This window comes from Bradyrhizobium sp. (genome assembly GCF_030654605.1).
In the GTDB taxonomy this organism is placed as follows: domain Bacteria; phylum Pseudomonadota; class Alphaproteobacteria; order Rhizobiales; family Xanthobacteraceae; genus Bradyrhizobium.
Map to the genome: position 1 here is coordinate 40445 of NZ_JAURXB010000026.1, position 16056 is coordinate 56500.

A 16056-nucleotide genomic window follows, 5' to 3' on the forward strand; every position below is an offset into this window, starting at 1 on the left:
AAATCGCCAGCCGTTGACGAGCCGGCCTATCGTCTCGTCTTCGAATAGACCAGCGACTGATCGTCGATCTCTTCAATCGGAAGCTTGTTGACGTCGGTTGTCGAGTACAATTCCTGCAACGACTGCGTGCCGGCAGGACGCGCGGCTGAGGGCGGGTGCGATCGCAGCATGCCGGTTGCGGCTCCCAGCATGCGATCGCCGCGATCGCAGAAATCATCAGGCGCTTCATGGGAAACCTCCATTCGGTTCTCCACCCCAAAAAGCCGTGCCGCCTGATTGGCGCGGACCGCAAGGCAGCCATGTGAATGGCGTCACATCTCACCTTTATGTGTCCTTATCCGACGCGGGCTGCTTTATGAGTCGAGGGGCAGGACTCGCGTTCGGGCTTAGAACGCGCGGGCAGGCAGCTTTCCCAGTCGGTCCGCAGCGGCTATTGTCCCCAAAAAGGGGAGCGAAACACCATGAATGACGGGACGCCCATCCAGCAGGTGGCCGCCGAACTCGGCGCGAGCGGCGAAGAGTACCAGAACCTTCACGAGTTCATCCGCAGGGCGCGGGCGAATCTCAATCAGAACGCCTGGGATTATATTGTCGGGGCCGCCGAGACCGAGACCACCATGCGCCGCAACCGCATGGCGCTCGACGAGATCGCATTTCGCCCGCGCGTGCTGCGCAATGTCACCAGGGTCGACGCCTCCGTCGAACTGTTTGGCCGCAGGTTGCGACTGCCGGTCGTGCTGGCACCGGTTGGCGCGCTCGAGATCTTCGATCCCGGCGCCGGCGCGGCCGTGGCGCGTGGGGCCGGTACATTCGGCGCCGCGCATATGTTGAGCTCGGTGTCAGAACCGGGCCTCGAGGACGTCGCCGAAGCCGCGCCGGACGCCCTGCGCATGTTCCAGCTCTACGTTCGCGGCGACGACGCTTTCGTCGAGGATTGTGTCGGCCGCGCGATCGCGGGCGGGTATACGGCGTTCTGCCTCACCGTCGATACCGCGCATTACAGCCGGCGCGAACGCGATATCGCCAAGCGCTACGTCCGTGCCAGCCGGGTTCGCGCCACCGGAGGCGACTTCCAGAAGGGACTGGAATGGCGCACCGTGAAGCTGATCAAGGACAAATTCAAGATCCCGCTGGTGATCAAGGGGATCGCGACTGCGGAAGACGCGGCCATCGCGATCGATCACGGGGTCGAATGGATCTATGTGTCGAACCACGGCGGGCGCCAGCTCGACCACGGTCGCGGTGCCATGCAGGTACTGCCCGAGATCGTCGCTGCGGTGGGCGGCCGGGCAAAAATCATGGTTGACGGTTCGTTCTGTCGCGGCACCGACATCGTCAAGGCGATCGCGATGGGCGCCGATCTCGTCGGCATCGGCCGTCTGCAGTGCTGGGCACTTGCGGCTGCTGGCGAGGCCGGAGTCGTGCGCATGCTGGAACTGCTCGAGGACGAGGTGATGCGGTGCCTCGGACTGCTTGGCGTGACGAGTTTCGCCGAACTCGACAAATCCTATCTGCACCCGGCGACGCCGACCAATCTGCCCCACGTGTTCAGCGCGTTCCCGCTGCTGGATATCGAGCCTTACCGTTATTGACGGCGAGAGCAGTTCTCGCGGGCAGCGGCGCTATCGGATAGTGATCTCGAAACCAAACCTGCCTGACGCGATCGTCGCCGGGCAGGTTTTCTTCGCGCGTCATTGATGGAACTCGGCGGCAACAAATCGCGTTGACCGGCTTGAAATGCTTCTCGCGCAAAAGGTGTGATCGCTATGCCCAAGGAAACTGATATGGAAGGTGCGCAGGATCAAGGCGGCAAGCATGGCCAGAAAGGTATGCCAAAGCCGGAACTGCCACCGGCCGGCGCAAATGATCAAGGTATCGTTCGCGACGAGCGGGGACAGGAGCAGCCGCGGGACAAGGAGCGTGTGCAGCAAGTCAGTCAGACAGATTCGGTCCGCCAATAAGGTTCCAAATCCCGGGCAATGCGGGCTCCATTGCTTTATCTTGCGGGGCGCACTCAGGCCCAATCGTTCGGCTCACTCCAGTGCCGCCAGCCCCGCCTCGGTCACGACGGGAGCGTCATCCTTCATCTCGACGAAGCCCAGCTCGATCAGCATTCGCAGATCGTCGTCCCTCACTGGCGTCAGCTGGAGCCGGCTTCCAAGGATGTCGCGAAGGGTCCAGCGAAGGCCAATGGCCTTTTCGAGATCAAAATCTGCAAGAGGTCTTTTCATTCTGATGTGGAAATGCATGGCCCGTCGATCGGTCCCGCAGAAGACGAGCTAGTCCGGCAAACCGCTGACGATGTTGACCCCGGTCGGGGCAAACTCTGCAAAGACGCCGCTGCGGAAATGTGGTAATTGTCGGTCCAAACCGGAGGGTGGCGGAATGATTGAACCGAAATTGGAAGTCCCGGCCGAATTGCGCGAGCTGGCCGAAAAGACCATCGACCAGGCGGAAAAGGCCTTCGGAATGTTTTTCGATGCCGCGGGTAAGTCCATGACGTCCGTTCCGAGTCCGGGAACGGAGATGTCCAGGCAGGCCCTATCGTTCACTGAACAGAACATGAAGGCAGCGTTCGATCATGCGCGAAAGCTGGTTCATGCGACCGATCTCCAGGAGGCGATGCGAATTCAATCCGAGTTCCTGAGGAGCCAGTTCACCAATGCCGGCGAGCATATGAGACAGATCACCGGTGGCGTGATGTCGGCTGCCAAGGATGCGTCGAAAGGCAAGTTCTGACCGCAATTTCCGCGCGGTCTCATCGCCGGCCAATCCTGGCCTGATGCGCTCAGCCAAGCCGAACGCGGATTTCATCAAGCGCAATTCCGGTTGGCGCCGCGCTCCACACCTCGCCGGCGGCAACCGGCATGGCTCTGGTCAGCGTGCCGGTGCTGATGATCTCGCCGGCAGCGAGCGGCGGGTTGAGCGCGTCGCTCGCCAGCAGTCCTACAAGGTGGCGCAGCGCAGAAAGCGGGCCGCCCAGCACGTTTTCGGCATGACCCCGGTCGATCAAACGGCCGTTGCAATTCAGCTCGATCTGGAATGCGGGCAGTGTGCGCTGCCATTCCGCTGCGCGCGGCACAAACGGATGGCGCGGCCCGATCAGGAGCGCGCCGTGCAACCCGTTGGCGGCAATCGTATCAGCCGCGGAGAACCTCCAGCCCGGAAAGATCGACTGCACGATCTCGAAGCCGAGTGCGATCCATTCGATACACGACGACAAAGCCGTCTCGTCCATCAGTGCGGAGGGCGCTGCCGAAAGGCCGAACACGATTTCGGGCTCGATGCGTGGTTCGGAAAATGAAGCCAGCGGCAGCGTATCGAGTGCGGCGAGATCGTGCAGGCTGCGGTCGAACACATAGCCCCAGATCGGGGCATAGACCCCGTATTCCGGCCAGATCGTGCGATTGGTGAAGCCGATTTTGCGCCCTATCGCCTTGGCGCCGCCAGCCTCGCATAGTTGCCGAACCCGCGGTGTCACGCGGTAGGCGTCATCGACGCTCAGGCCACCGGGCCTCGAGGAGAAGGGTGGGATCTGCCAGGTGCCGACCAGCGCGGCGAAGGCATCGGCCGCGATGGCTTTTCGAGCCTGGGCGTTTTCGTCCTGATCCATTTGGGATAGCTCGTTCTTCTGAGAGACCGCGCTGGTACGATCTCGGACATGTGCGAGATCATCGGTGGCGGGATCGCCCCCTCGACATGACCTTGCTCCGGTTGTGCCTTGTGCTTCACCTGCCAAGCGCGCCGAGACGGGACGAGCCTACCGCGTTGACGCCCTGGACGGGTCCGTAATCGCAGCGCGAATTCCCGTCAATACGGAATTGAAATGCTTGTCGCGCTCCCGATCGAAGCGTTGCTGATGGGCGCGAAAAGCGGCCACCCTGCCTTCAATCTCTTCGCGAATGGCGCTCCGGGCAACGGGTGGCTTCCGCGGTGTCGCCGCGACTTCAACCGGCGATTCGAATTGTTCAAATTCGATCACGGGAGAAGAGGGGGGCGCAACCTGCGTATCGGCCTCCGGCTTCTTCCCGGTGACGGACTGCACAAATGCCATTGTTTGCGCGATTAAAAGATCGCGCTCCATTACCCACTTCATTACGCACCTCACCCGGCATCAATCTCAGCAAAAAGCGGCCGATGAATCAAGCCGGTTTTTTGCCTATGAGGCCTGCGCGGGGGAACGATTGGCGTTCACGCCGTCGGGCCACCGCCGCGCTGAGCAGAAAAGGCGGTAACTTTCGAATCTTGTTCTTCACCCGTGCTGCGTTACACCCGGGTACCGGCTTGCTGTAGGCAAGCCAATCAACGGACGCTGACAAAAGCGCCCCACAGGGCGGCGAGAATGGCGCCCGCCAATACGTAAGTTGGACTGCGACAGAACGTGCTTCCGTATCGACACATTTCCATGCCGAGCGTGCCAATTTCCTGATTGCCGGCGGCATAGAACAGAGCGGACAAGATCGCCAGTGCGGCAGCGACAAAGTACATGGGATTCCTCGGAGCTATTTTTTCTGGCCGCGTCTGCGGAATCGTTCCAGGCAACAGCCCGCATATCCTGTGGTCCAAGACTTAAATAGCCCTGACACCGACGTGCGGAATTTTCGTGCAATATTGCTTCAACAGAGCGGCAAATTGTCCGGAACAGGTGGTTCCGGCCAAGGCCGTCTCGCACGATGGTTGGGGTCGGAGCGGACGCGCCGGTCGTCCGGTCGGCTTACAGGCAGCGCGCCTGCGCTCGTTCCGGACAGAGCTTGAAGGAGTTCGACAGCGAAAACAGAACGCGTGCACTGCGGGTCGTGTTGTCGGGGGCGCGATAACTCAATGGCGCGGCCACTGCGATGTCGGCCCGCAGATCGTCGCCCAGGAAGAAACGCGCACCGAGACCGGCGGAGGTGAGCGCAAGGCCCTCGGTATACTTGTATCCGTAATTCCAGGCTGTCCCGGCATCGACGAAGCCGTAGAGTTGATAGCCGGTCAGATGTTTGAAAGTGAGCTTCTGATCGAAACGCAGTTCGAGCGAACCGGCCATGGCGTTGTCGCCGCTAATCTCGGCGCTGCCGTAACCGCGCCCGAAGGCCGCGCCGCCCAGATAGAACTGCTGCGAGGTGAATAAGGGGCCGGAGGCGAGCTGACCAGCGCCTGATAGCTTCACCGACCATGCGTCGGACAGCGTCTGGTACCGCGTGAAGCCGAGGTTCAGCACCGAGAACGTGCTGGATACGCCGTTGCGCGACACAAAGAGGTCGTCGCCGCGCGAGGCGCCGAAGACGTCGAGACCCTGGCGCCATGTCGCCGTCAGATAATTCGTGCCGCCGAAATTGTCCTGCAGCCGGTAGTCTGCGGTCAGTCGAATGGTGCGAATGTGATCCATGTAGAACGCGCCGAAAATGTCCTTCTCGGTGACGTTGGTGAAGGCCAAAGCTCCGGTGAGAGTCAGGGTCGATTTCTGGGTTTGCAGCGGAACGATGCTGCCTCGGATTTCGAATGACTCCGTTGTGGTGACGTCGTTGAAAAGGCGCCGGAAATCGCCGGGCCGCACCTCGCTGTACAGCGCGGACGCGCCAAACTGCGCCCCGTCGGTGCCGACCGGTACATCATAGGACAGCCGACCGAACGCCAGCTGGCGCGGGTCGTTGGCGATGGTCGAAAGATTGACCGCGAGCACGTCGCCCGGCGCAAGGTAGGAATTGAATGCGCCGGCCGCATAGGTCTGCCAGGGACCGACCGATGATGAACCCAGGTTATCGATCCCTAATGAAGTAAAGATGCGCCAGGTTTTGAGGTGAACGACGAGGCGGAAACGCCCGCTGCCGAGGCCGATCTCTTCGAGTTGGGTATCGGTGACGCGCACGCCCGGCCGGCCATTGATCAGCAACAATTGCCGCTCCAGCGTCGGCAGGCGCGAGGGCTGCTCGGCCAGCACAGGGCCGAGCAGGGAGCGCACGCCGAATTGTTCGGCGCCGTCGCCCTTGAATGCGATTTCCGTGATGCCGCCTTCGATCACCTGAAGACGGACATGACCGCCCTCGATATCCTGGGGCGGCACGATGGCGCGGCTCAGGTGAAAGCCGGCCGCGCGATAGAGGTCGCTGACCGCCGAGGCGATCGCCGCGAGGTCGGCTTGGGAGATCTTTTTTCCGAGGTAGGGTTGATAGATCCTTGTGATGTCTTCGTGCGGGATCGCGCCGGCGCCGGTTAACGAAACCTTACGGAGAACGACCAGCGGGGTTGAATCCGCGGGCGCCTCTGAGCGGGGTACAGGCGGGACCTGCACGCCGGATCGGGCGGCGGCCGCGGCCTGCTCTGATTGCAACGCGTCGAAGCGCTTTTCGGTCTGCCGCGGATCGAAACCGGGCTGGCTGGCGTGCTGCGCCTGTGCCGGCTCCGGGGCGATCACAGTCAGCACCAGCATGGTGGCAGCATACCAGACGCGAGTGAGCCCGTTCTGTCGGGGCGCCAACATGTATCCGTAGTTCCACGGAGAATGGCGATCGTGTCCTTGTGGAGCCGCTACACGCATGATTTTTCTTAGAATTTTATGGTCAATGAACCGTTAACGGGTCTGCTCGATCCGGGGGTATACGCTCACTCAATGTTGAAACATTTCCGATAGGTCTGAGGGGTACGTCAGACCCTGGAGATTTTTCATGAGTGCGACTGGCCGATTTTCGCGCATCCTGGTGATGGCGCTCGTCGTAGGATCCACGTCCCATGTGCTCGCCGCGGACGACGGGGCCTGGTCGGTCAGGAAGTCATCAGGCGAAGTCTGGATGACCACGACTGGCGCCCAGCCGGTTTCGCTTGGCAAGGAAGAGGTGTTGAATCCGGGCGACAGCATCCGGACCGGCCGCAACGGGCGAGTGCTGCTGGTGCGCGGCGAGGAGACCATCATGGTCTCGCCGAATTCGGTGATAGGCCTGCCCTCGGAAAAGAAGGAAGGGCTCTCGACCACGATCGTGCAGCGGGCCGGTTCGATTCTGTTGGAAGTGGAAAAGCGCAACGTCAAGCATTTCGAGGTCGAGACGCCGTACCTCGCCGCGGTCGTCAAAGGCACGCAGTTTCGCGTCTCCGTGAACGCCGGCTCGACCAGCGTCGACGTCATCAAGGGACAAGTGCAGGTCGCCGACTTCAAGTCCGGCCAGATCGCGCAAGTGCTGCCAGGGCAGCATGCGACGGCTTTCGCGCAAGGTAATGCGGGTCTCTCCCTGGGTGGATCGGGCACCTTCAGTCCGATCGAACGCGGCCAGCCGCGCGCACCGTCGATCGACCGCGTTCCGGTTCCGAAGTCGGGCCTCACCGCGCCACGCCACGCCGCCAACGGATCGGCGGTCCGCGCGATCGGGCAAGGTAACACCGCGAACAGCGTCAAATCCGGCAGCGCATCGCTTCAGACGCAACGCAATACAGCTGGCACTCCGGCGAGGCATTCTCCGACCCGGATTTCCTCGTCGCTCGGCGAGGTCCGGTTGAATATTCATCGGGTTACCAACGGCCTCGCCCGCGGATCGGCACAGGCGCACGGCGCGACGCGGAACGTTGCAAGCCGGGATACCATTTGGGGTCCGCGGAATTCTGCGACAACTGCGATGGCAAATGGCTCCAGCAATGCAAGTGACGCGAGCAACGGCATCGCCGGTGGCGTGGCCGGTTCGAGCGCGGCCGCAGCAGCGGGCGCACCCAGCGCGATAGCCGCCGCGGCCACACCGGTGGGTGGAAACGGCAACAACGGCAACAACGGCAACGGCAACGGAAACGGCAACGGAAACGGCAACGGAAACGGAAACGGAAACGGCAACGGCAACGGCAACGGAAACGGAAACGGCAACGGAAACGGGAACGGCGCGAACGGCAACGGCAATGGCAGCAATGGCAATGGACGCGGGCATCGTTAACCGGTCGGGGCCGGCCGAAGGGGTGGATTGAAAAGGGGGCGCGCTTCCTGGTGGGAGGTGCGCAAGGGGGATGACTTGAAACACTATCGACCGCATATCTTTGTCGTGATTGCGCTGGCGATCGTGCTGTCGTCCGGCTGGCATGGCGCGCTTCGCAACGTCCTGACCGATCTGCGGTTTGCCTGGCAATCGCGCCAGGCCAGTGGCGACATCGTCGTTGTCGCGATTGATGCTCCGTCGATCGAGAAAATCGGAGTCTGGCCCTGGCCACGCCGTCTTCACGCCGACCTGCTGCGGCGGCTGGAAACCGCCGACGTAAAGGACGTGGTATTCGACGTGGATTTCTCGACGCCATCGGATGCTGCGTCGGATCAGGCATTCGTCGAGGCGCTTCAGGCGGCCGGCGGATCGGTGGTGTTGCCAGCCTTCAAGCAACCGGCTACCGACGCGGGCGACGCAACGGCCGTGCACATCAATCGTCCGGTCAATCAATTCGGCGACCATTCGTGGACCGCCGTCGTGAACGTCGCGATCGAACGTGACGGACTAGTTCGTCGCTACCCGTTCGGCGATACATTCGACGGGGAATTTCATCCCTCGATGGGCGCCGTACTGGCGGGGCAGTATGCTGCAAAGAACCCTCCGTTCCTGATCGACTTCAGTATCCGCACCGCGTCGATTCCAGTTGTGTCCTACGTCGATGTGCTGCGCGGGGACGAAACCGCTCTGAACAGGCTGAAGGGCAAGAAGGTCATCATCGGCGGCACCGCGCTCGAGCTCGGCGATCGTTTCAGCGTCCCCAACGGCGGTGTTGTTTCCGGACCCATCCTGCAAACCCTCGCTGCCGAATCGATCCTGCAGAACCGGACGCTGCGCTGGACCTCCGATGTCATGGCGCTGGCGGGGGTATGCATCATCGCGCTGATCATGATGTTCTCGTGGCGTCGCCTTTCCGCTGGCGTCCGGGTGATCGTTCTGGTCGGAATGGCGGCTGCCACTGAGGCCATCGCCATTCTGGTGCATACAAAGCTGCCCCTCGTTTTCGATACTTCGCTGCTTCTGACGGCGATCGCCGTCTACATGGCGGCCATCGCACTCGACGAAATCGACTTTCGGGACCTGCTGGGCCGGATTGCCGAAAACCGCTTTCAGCGCATCGCGATGTCGCTCGGCGATGGCCTGGTGTGCACCGATTCCAACCACCGGATCACCGTGTGGAACCCCGGGGCGGTCGCGATCTTCGGCCACCAGCCCGCCGAGATGATCGGACGGCCGCTCGATTCGATCTGCGCAGCATCCGTCAAGGGCGCACCCGGTTCGATTTCGACCTTCGAAGTCGCCCGCGCCCGATCACAGCAACCCGGCGGCGTCGTGATGGAGTTCGACGGATTGCGAAGCAATGGCGAAGTGTTTCCGGTCGAGGCCTGTTTCTCCGGCTGGCAGGGTACCGACGGCTTTCAATATGGCGCGATCCTGCGCGATATCTCGGTACGGAAGCGCGAAGCCGAGCGCATCAGGTATCTGGCGGAATACGATTCTCTTACCGGGCTCGCCAACCGCGATACGCTTCACGATAGCCTGTCGGTGATGATTTTCAACGCGGAAAAGCAGGCCGATCAAGTGGCGCTGCTGGTCGTTGGCCTCGACGGATTCCAGCACATCAACGACATGCTCGGACACGCCTGCGGCGACAGCGTGCTGCGTGCGGTGTCCGAACGGCTGAAGGCCGAGTGCGCGGGCGCCGGAATCGTGGCGCGTCTGAGCGGCGACGAATTCGCCATCGCCGTTCCCGGCGCCGCCATGACCGAAACGGTAGCGCAGCTATCCGAACGCATCGCACTCACATTTGCTACGCCTCTCCTGGTCGGAACACGGCTGCACCGCCTCAAGGCCAGCATCGGAGCCGCCGTTTATCCCGGCGATGGCTGTACGGCAGAGGAATTGCTGAGCAACAGCCATCTCGCATTCTGCCGCGCGAAGGCGACCAAGCGCGGCGGGCATGTGGTATTCGAAAGCGCCATCCGGCACGAACTTGAATCGCGCCTGACGCTGGAGGCGGAACTGGCGCGTGCCGCCGAGCGTAATGAATTCGAACTGTTCTATCAGCCGCAGGTCCGTCTCGCGGATGGTGGCTTGACCGGTGCGGAGGCCCTTATTCGCTGGCGCCATCCCGTTCGTGGCCTGGTCTCGCCGGCGGAATTCATGCCGGTCATCAATACCTCCTCCATTTCGGAGCGAATTGCGGGTTGGGTTCTGGAAACCGCATGCCGGCAGGCGCGGATCTGGGAGCGGGCCGGCCACGGCGTCCGCGTCAGTATCAATCTTTCGCCTTCGCAACTCCAGTCGGGTGACCTCGCGGCCTCGGTTGCCGAGATGCTCGATGTCACCGGCCTGACGCCTTCGCTGCTTGAACTGGAGCTGACCGAGGACATTCTGCTGCTGGACGAGCAGCGGGTGCTCGACACCTTCCTGAGAATCCAGAAGCTTGGGGTGCGCGTCGTGTTCGACGATTTCGGCACCGGCTATGCCAGCCTGAGTTATCTCAAGAAATTCCCGCTCAATGGGCTCAAGATCGACCGCTCCTTCGTGCTTGAGCTGTGTGCCGATTCCGACGACGCGGCGATCGTCGGTTCGACGCTCGGCCTCAGCAAGAAGCTCGGCCTGTCGGTAATCGCCGAAGGTATCGAGAACCGCGCTACCGTCGATCTGCTGGTCAGCATGGGATGCCAGGAAGGGCAGGGCTATTTCTTCGGCCGGCCGATGCCGGCTCAGGCGTTCGAGGACCGGTTTCTGACGGTGTGCGGGCCCACAGCGCTCGTGCTTGAAGAAGGCGAGGCTGCTTAAGCAAGGCTCGCCTCGCGCGGGCTACGGCGCATCAACACCGTCGTTGTGCTGGCCGACGGGCGCCGTGCTGGTCAGCTTGAGCGCGGCGTCAATTTTCGACTGAACGCGGCGGGCCGCCATGGCGCCGAGCCTGGTTCTGGTCTTGCCGGTCTTGACGTCGTCGCCGATCTGGAATTGCCATTGCCAGACGTCCGGCTCGACGGTCGGCGCGACGCTGTATGGGACGCCTCTATAAATCACAAAAAAATTCCATCGCCAGAATTTGGCCGAGGGACGATATTTCGGTTCCCCGATCAATCCGGGTAACTACGGGGTTGCCGGCGTGGGGCTTCGTGCCGCCACCCCAGCGCCGCGCCTCTGGCGAACTTGACGCGTCGGGCAAATCAAGCGCATTTTGACACCTCGCAGGAATTTGAAAGCCCGCGCCGGGAAACCGGCCGCGGGCTTTCTCAATCGGAGAACACAGGCGTTTGGGGCGATTGTGTCCTTGAACGTGGACCGCCCCGCAGTATAGTTTTGGAGCAGTTGGAGGACATTGGAATGGGGAGGGCCGCGCACGTCCGGCCGGTCTGTCGCGTGGCGTTCGCCGGGTTGATGCTGGTTTGTTTTTCCGGCCTCGCTTTGGGCAAGGACGCCGATGACGGCGACGATGAAGCGGTAAAGGCCGCTTCGACGCCCAATCTCTATCTGGACTTGAGGACGAACTACGGCACCTTTCCCGCTGGCTCGCTCTCGATCGGGTTTGGTGGCTTTGGGTTCGCCGGGCATCAGGCACTGTCGGCCCTCGCGGGCTTTTCGGGGTTTTCGAACCTCGCGGCGCCCCCGGCCTTCTCGTCACCGTCCAGCCAGAGCGTCGGGCTCGACGTTCCCCTCACGAGCGATCTCAATGACCAGGTCTCGGTGTATGGCGGCTTCAGCGCCAGCGCGTCCCGCACCGATCTGTCCGACTGGTCGGCGTTCACGATCTACAGCTGGAACGTCGGAATCCAGGCCGACATCCATCAGCAGAATGGCGGATCGATTCCGACGATCACACTGCAGTCGACGCTGACGCTTCCGGTGCCCCACGCGACCCTGCCCACAACGTCGCTCAATACCATTCTCGAGTTCGACTACGCCCTGAACGCGGACGAAACGCGGGGGCTGCTGGCCGGCGTGCAGTACACTTCGGCTGCGGTGGATTCCGGTTTCGTCACGATCAAGCCCAATACCGTCGGCTATGTCGGCGGCTATTATCAATGGGACAACAACTGGAAGTTCTCCGGCCGTCTCGGGGTTCAATCCTTTGGCGGTGCTAAGCTTCTCAACAGGACGCCGTTCGAGCCTTTCACCCAGCCGATCGTCAGGCTGGATCTCGACCGGATGGATGACGACGACAATCGTCTGTTCGGGATAACGGCGATGATCTCATGGGTGCCGAAGCCATCCTACCAGTTGACGGTGCGAACGCCGCTTTATCTGGTGAAGAACTAGAACGTTTTGCCTGTCGGAATAATGTTTTGACACGTCGGGCAACCCACCGGCGATAATTTCATCATCGCGACAATTGAGCCCGCGCCGGAGAACCGGCAGCGGGCATTTCTGAATCGGGCGGTCATTGCCGTCAGATCTCCCTTGTGCCGCCGCAATTTCGCAGTCCCGTGGTCCTTGCTGGGCTCAAGGATATCGCGATGAAAAAATGGCTTGTGGGCGCACTGGTCGCAGCTTCATTTTTTCCGCTTGCGGCAAGGGCACAAGAGCGGGCCGGAAGTGCGGCGCTGGGCGCAGTGTCGGGTGCCGTCGTGCTGGGACCGGTCGGCGCAGTGGCAGGGGCGTTCATCGGATACACCGCCGGACCGTCGATCGCGCGCTCGTGGGGAATGCAGCGATCCTCGTCGCGATTCCGCGCAAGGCAGACAGCGCAATCCGGTCGTGCGCCGCAGCAACAGGCCGCCGCATCGGCAAGTGCGCCGCCACCGGTCAGGACTTCGCCGCTTCCCGCCAAGAGAGCCGCGCCGCCACCGGTTCAGGGGTTTGAATAGAGGACCGGCGGGTGAAGCGAGGATCGCGACAAGACATTTGACACGTCGGGCAAATCACCGGCATATCTTCATCATCGCAAGAATTCAAAAGCCCGCGCCGGGAAACCGGCCGCGGGCGTTTTCAATTCCGCTTTTCATGGATCGGACGGCGGCCGCACGTCATGGCGCCACACCATCCCATGCGCCGCTGCCAGAAGCGTCGCAAGCGGGCCGCCGTCCGACCTTGCAGCAAGTCCTCTGCACAAAACATCCTGAGCTTATCCGCAATAGGCAGCGCTGAGGTGCACGAAATGCGCCGGGCGAAATGTGAAGAATTGGGGCGTTGGATGCTTTGGCGATCAGGGGGGCAAACCTAAAGCCCCCGGCTCTGCCGAGGGAATAATTACCCAGCTTGATGTATGACGTCTTTGGAGTAGAAATGGTTTCCTTGGGGCGCGGCGATCGGCAGGCGTTGAAGCAGCTTCGAGTAAGCAAGGGAGCGTGCCGTGTTTTGGATATTCAATCATTTGATCTATCTCGTCGGGTACACATTGGCGCGGCTTGTTCTGCCGCTCCTTTCTTTTGGGAAGATATATGTTGAGCCCCTAACTACTCCCCAAAAAAGATTTAACGCGCTCGGCTACAGGTGCGACGACAGCGGGCGAATAGAGATATCGGCGGCGATCGCCGGCTTCATCGGATTTATCCTATTCTTGACGGCTTTTTTTGTGTTTTTCCTGTTGATTCAACCTGCTGTGTAAAAAACGACTGGCCATGGAACGCCTGCGCGCGTGACGTCCCATAGGGATATGCAGCGCATAGGACGAGCGTCGCAGAGCGCTCGTCAACGAGTATATTTTATGCCGGGCGTAGCCCGCTCTTGAGATCAATTTTTTGTCAGTTTTAATCGAGGCCACCGATGTGGGGTCCTATTGCCAAACGAGTAGCAAAAAAGGTTGCCGAGAAATTCTCAGCAAGAAGGGTTGCCGAGGATTTTGCAGCGGACAGGATTGCCGATGAATTCTTTAACGACGAGCTAAGTAAGCCAGAGGCATACGTCGATCGCATTAAAAAAGAATATCAGCTGCCTGAGCGTGCAGACGCGTTGCTTCGTTACAATTCAGATCCCGCCTACTGGAAGAAACTGTACGGTGACGATCCACTAAATTCGCCAAATCGTCCCGTTCCTCAAGAGGCGTTGCCTCCCCCGAGGGGCGGCAGCTATCGAGACGCTCCGTCAAGCAGCGATCCCGTGTATCGTGGTTTTCCGCTGCTTCCGGATTTTCATTACCAGCTTCAGATGCCCAGCCCTGTAGATTCTTTCGACACCCGGTTCAGAAAATGGGACTCGATCGCGAATCCTCCGGCTTCCTTCGACGACCGCTTTGGAAGGTGGGGCTCCGCCCCGGTCGCCGATCCGCGAGACTCGTTCAACGAACGCTTTGGAAATTGGGGTTCCGTCCCTGTAGCCGGTTCGGTCGATACCCGCTCGCCGGTTTTGCGCGCGCTGGCGAAATACCGGCGATCGGAGACTCCCGATGGCCTGGTAATGGCTTCGGCACAAGGAGCGTTTCCAGCAGCAGTCTCGTTTCAGCCCGATATTGTCAGCACGGGTTTCGTGCTTGGCAAGTTCGTGGAGAACGGCGTGAGCCCACCTGCGCCGACGGTGCCGCCATCTTTGCCGGAGCCCGCGGCGCCAAATTTTGCGAACAAGGAATCTGCTTTCGATAGGGGATCGGGAAATGCGTCCGGCGCGCCGAGGCCTATCACGTATCGGGTCAGTTCTGCTTTTCCCAACCCGCCGCGTGACCTTGGGCAGCCGGTGAACCCGCCACAACCCGCCCCGCTGGGCATATTCAGCGGCGAGCCAATATTGCCGCTTCCGCATTCAATATGGGGTTTACCGGATAGATCCAGCCCATCTCCCTATGACGCCTTGTCCGACTTTCTGGCCGGCCTTAGCCGGAGAAATCCAGCAGAGCTTCCGCTGGATAACGACCCGCGCGGATCTAATCGCGACGAGCGTGGGTGGCCTTGGTTCCTCCAAGGCCAGCGCTAGACGCGGATCGGTTGCTGTCTCCAGGGTAAAGATTTCATCGACAACTTTTTTCACATTTGACACGTCGGGCAAATCACCTGCATATTGTCACCATCGCAAGAGTTCAAAAGCCCGCGCCGGGGAAACCGGCCGCGGGCTTTTTCAGTCCGGGAAGCTGGCCGGATATCGCCTGCTCCGCCACTTTTCCTGCGCAAAATCTCCTGAGGGAATCGGCGATATTTAAGGAGCAAACGCGCGGAGGGTCCCCAGGAATAGAAGATCAACCGCAGCAGTAGGTTAGTGAAGGAACAGCGGTGTGATTTCTCGAAAATCGACAATCAGGCTGCTTGCGGTTGCCGCGTTTCTCATAATCGCAAGACTAGTGTTCGACCTCACCTCGGCTGCGGCCTATGTTTATCCGGAGTTCGATTTCGGCCTGAACGGCATCGCGTTTGTTGTGTTCATCCTCGCCGTGCCGGGTGTCCTGGCGCTGGCTTTGGCCCGTCTTTTTCAAAAGCGGCTTGTCGAAGCCGGCGGTCTGGTGATCATCTGCTATTTCCCATTTTCGTTTGACGAAGCTGTCGACAGACAATTTTGGAGGTTCCGAATCCACGAGTCGGAATACCAGTCGATCATGCAGGCTGATCCAGGGCCGCCGCCAAAATACAGGGTCTTCAACTGGGGCAATCGCAATACCCAATTGATAGGCGGGGGCGTTATCGTCGAGGCCGTCGTGTTCGACGAGTCGGACGAGATCGGGCGATGGTCGCAAGAATGGATCGAGCCTCGGCCAAGTCCATCACCCGAAGACCGGTGGATCACCGCGCGCTCCGATTATCCATCGTGCAAACGGCGCATGAAGCTCCTAGGGAATCACTTTTACTACCTGGCCGAGGAATGTTGATCGTAGAAATTTGCCTGCTCGAAGGGGAATACCATGCCAACCGTACCCGCAACCGGACAGTTCGGACCGCCGTTATTGTCCCTCGCGACTATGACCCAACCACAACGGCTGTGTATTTTTCGAACAAACTCAAAGCCTCATTAGCCGGTCCCACCTTAGATGATAGGGGCGCGTCGGCGGCACAAACATCCATTTACCAGGAACTCAAGAATGCGTTCCGTCAGGGCGGGTGGGGCGATCTTCAACGGCCTCTCGCCGATAAGACTGACGTTGTGCGTGCGTTCATACCTGCCGCGAGCTTTAATCTTGGTGTCGGTGCCGCGGCGGGCGGCGTTTCAGCATCCGAAGCCGTGTTCTTTGGCGGCGCGTACAATGTAA

16 protein-coding genes are annotated in these 16056 nt (G+C 60.9%); 9 read left to right on the forward strand and 7 right to left on the reverse strand.

Annotation, left to right across the window (positions count from 1 at the left end):
- Window positions 1-26 precede the first annotated feature (26 nt).
- Window positions 27-242 (reverse strand): hypothetical protein, encoded by a 216-nt coding sequence (locus Q7U29_RS02610; RefSeq protein ID WP_304738034.1) that lies wholly within the window; start codon window positions 240-242, stop codon window positions 27-29.
- A 219-nt stretch (window positions 243-461) separates the two neighbouring features.
- On the opposite strand from Q7U29_RS02610, the gene Q7U29_RS02615 reads away from it, so the two are divergent.
- Window positions 462-1592: an alpha-hydroxy acid oxidase gene (locus Q7U29_RS02615; RefSeq protein ID WP_304738036.1), complete on the forward strand. Its 1131-nt coding sequence runs from the start codon at window positions 462-464 to the stop codon at window positions 1590-1592.
- Window positions 1593-1766: 174 nt separating this feature from the next.
- Window positions 1767-1961 (forward strand): hypothetical protein, encoded by a 195-nt coding sequence (locus Q7U29_RS02620; RefSeq protein WP_304738039.1) that lies wholly within the window; start codon window positions 1767-1769, stop codon window positions 1959-1961.
- A gap of 72 nt (window positions 1962-2033) precedes the next feature.
- On the opposite strand, the gene Q7U29_RS02625 is transcribed toward Q7U29_RS02620, so the two are convergent.
- Window positions 2034-2249 carry a hypothetical protein gene (locus Q7U29_RS02625; protein WP_304738042.1) on the reverse strand — a complete coding sequence of 72 codons (216 nt, stop codon included), beginning with the start codon at window positions 2247-2249 and terminating at the stop codon, window positions 2034-2036.
- Between the two features lie 136 nt (window positions 2250-2385).
- On the opposite strand from Q7U29_RS02625, the gene Q7U29_RS02630 reads away from it, so the two are divergent.
- Window positions 2386-2739, forward strand: a complete 354-nt coding sequence (locus Q7U29_RS02630; RefSeq protein ID WP_304738044.1) for a phasin — start codon at window positions 2386-2388, stop codon at window positions 2737-2739.
- A gap of 49 nt (window positions 2740-2788) precedes the next feature.
- Here the strand turns inward: Q7U29_RS02630 and Q7U29_RS02635 are convergent, their stop codons facing one another.
- The 4 genes from Q7U29_RS02635 to Q7U29_RS02650 all read right to left on the reverse strand — a co-directional run bounded on the left by Q7U29_RS02635 (window position 2789) and on the right by Q7U29_RS02650 (window position 6520).
- Window positions 2789-3613 carry a 2-keto-4-pentenoate hydratase gene (locus Q7U29_RS02635; protein ID WP_304738047.1) on the reverse strand — a complete coding sequence of 275 codons (825 nt, stop codon included), beginning with the start codon at window positions 3611-3613 and terminating at the stop codon, window positions 2789-2791.
- Between the two features lie 147 nt (window positions 3614-3760).
- Window positions 3761-4084, reverse strand: a complete 324-nt coding sequence (locus Q7U29_RS02640; RefSeq protein WP_304738049.1) for a hypothetical protein — start codon at window positions 4082-4084, stop codon at window positions 3761-3763.
- Window positions 4085-4302: 218 nt separating this feature from the next.
- Entirely contained in the window at window positions 4303-4488 is a 186-nt protein-coding gene (locus Q7U29_RS02645) for a hypothetical protein (RefSeq protein WP_304738051.1), read from the reverse strand.
- 226 nt (window positions 4489-4714) lie between these two features.
- Entirely contained in the window at window positions 4715-6520 is a 1806-nt protein-coding gene (locus Q7U29_RS02650; protein WP_370691684.1) for a ShlB/FhaC/HecB family hemolysin secretion/activation protein, read from the reverse strand.
- A gap of 127 nt (window positions 6521-6647) precedes the next feature.
- Between Q7U29_RS02650 and Q7U29_RS02655 the strand changes: the two genes are divergently transcribed.
- Entirely contained in the window at window positions 6648-7892 is a 1245-nt protein-coding gene (locus Q7U29_RS02655) for a FecR family protein (RefSeq protein WP_304738054.1), read from the forward strand.
- A gap of 75 nt (window positions 7893-7967) precedes the next feature.
- Window positions 7968-10736, forward strand: coding sequence for an EAL domain-containing protein (locus Q7U29_RS02660; protein WP_304738055.1), 2769 nt, complete (start codon window positions 7968-7970; stop codon window positions 10734-10736).
- Between the two features lie 21 nt (window positions 10737-10757).
- Here Q7U29_RS02660 and Q7U29_RS02665 read toward each other — a convergent pair whose 3' ends face one another.
- Window positions 10758-10976 (reverse strand): hypothetical protein, encoded by a 219-nt coding sequence (locus tag Q7U29_RS02665; protein WP_304738057.1) that lies wholly within the window; start codon window positions 10974-10976, stop codon window positions 10758-10760.
- Window positions 10977-11276: 300 nt separating this feature from the next.
- Between Q7U29_RS02665 and Q7U29_RS02670 the strand changes: the two genes are divergently transcribed.
- From Q7U29_RS02670 to Q7U29_RS02690, 4 genes are all read left to right on the forward strand, one after another.
- Complete coding sequence (locus tag Q7U29_RS02670) at window positions 11277-12209, forward strand: hypothetical protein (RefSeq protein ID WP_304738059.1); 933 nt, start codon at window positions 11277-11279, stop codon at window positions 12207-12209.
- Between the two features lie 1446 nt (window positions 12210-13655).
- Complete coding sequence (locus Q7U29_RS02680) at window positions 13656-14795, forward strand: hypothetical protein (protein ID WP_304738062.1); 1140 nt, start codon at window positions 13656-13658, stop codon at window positions 14793-14795.
- Window positions 14796-15156: 361 nt separating this feature from the next.
- Complete coding sequence (locus tag Q7U29_RS02685; protein ID WP_304738064.1) at window positions 15157-15678, forward strand: hypothetical protein; 522 nt, start codon at window positions 15157-15159, stop codon at window positions 15676-15678.
- Window positions 15672-16056 (forward strand): hypothetical protein (locus Q7U29_RS02690; RefSeq protein ID WP_304738067.1); only part of this gene is annotated, 385 nt, incomplete at its 3' end. The genes Q7U29_RS02685 and Q7U29_RS02690, both read left to right, overlap by 7 nt.

Excerpts from the sequence above, each read along its gene's own strand:
- Q7U29_RS02670 (WP_304738059.1), top strand. The coding sequence starts at position 11,277 with ATGGGGAGGGCCGCGCACGTCCGGCCGGTCTGTCGCGTGGCGTTCGCC.
- Q7U29_RS02615 (WP_304738036.1), top strand. The coding sequence starts at position 462 with ATGAATGACGGGACGCCCATCCAGCAGGTGGCCGCCGAACTCGGCGCG.
- Q7U29_RS02650 (WP_370691684.1), bottom strand. The coding sequence starts at position 6,520 with ATGCGTGTAGCGGCTCCACAAGGACACGATCGCCATTCTCCGTGGAAC.
- Q7U29_RS02680 (WP_304738062.1), top strand. The coding sequence starts at position 13,656 with ATGTGGGGTCCTATTGCCAAACGAGTAGCAAAAAAGGTTGCCGAGAAA.
- Q7U29_RS02620 (WP_304738039.1), top strand. The coding sequence starts at position 1,767 with ATGCCCAAGGAAACTGATATGGAAGGTGCGCAGGATCAAGGCGGCAAG.
- Q7U29_RS02640 (WP_304738049.1), bottom strand. The coding sequence starts at position 4,084 with ATGGAGCGCGATCTTTTAATCGCGCAAACAATGGCATTTGTGCAGTCC.
- Q7U29_RS02625 (WP_304738042.1), bottom strand. The coding sequence starts at position 2,249 with ATGCATTTCCACATCAGAATGAAAAGACCTCTTGCAGATTTTGATCTC.
- Q7U29_RS02655 (WP_304738054.1), top strand. The coding sequence starts at position 6,648 with ATGAGTGCGACTGGCCGATTTTCGCGCATCCTGGTGATGGCGCTCGTC.
- Q7U29_RS02645 (WP_304738051.1), bottom strand. The coding sequence starts at position 4,488 with ATGTACTTTGTCGCTGCCGCACTGGCGATCTTGTCCGCTCTGTTCTAT.
- Q7U29_RS02635 (WP_304738047.1), bottom strand. The coding sequence starts at position 3,613 with ATGGATCAGGACGAAAACGCCCAGGCTCGAAAAGCCATCGCGGCCGAT.
- Q7U29_RS02630 (WP_304738044.1), top strand. The coding sequence starts at position 2,386 with ATGATTGAACCGAAATTGGAAGTCCCGGCCGAATTGCGCGAGCTGGCC.
- Q7U29_RS02610 (WP_304738034.1), bottom strand. The coding sequence starts at position 242 with ATGGAGGTTTCCCATGAAGCGCCTGATGATTTCTGCGATCGCGGCGAT.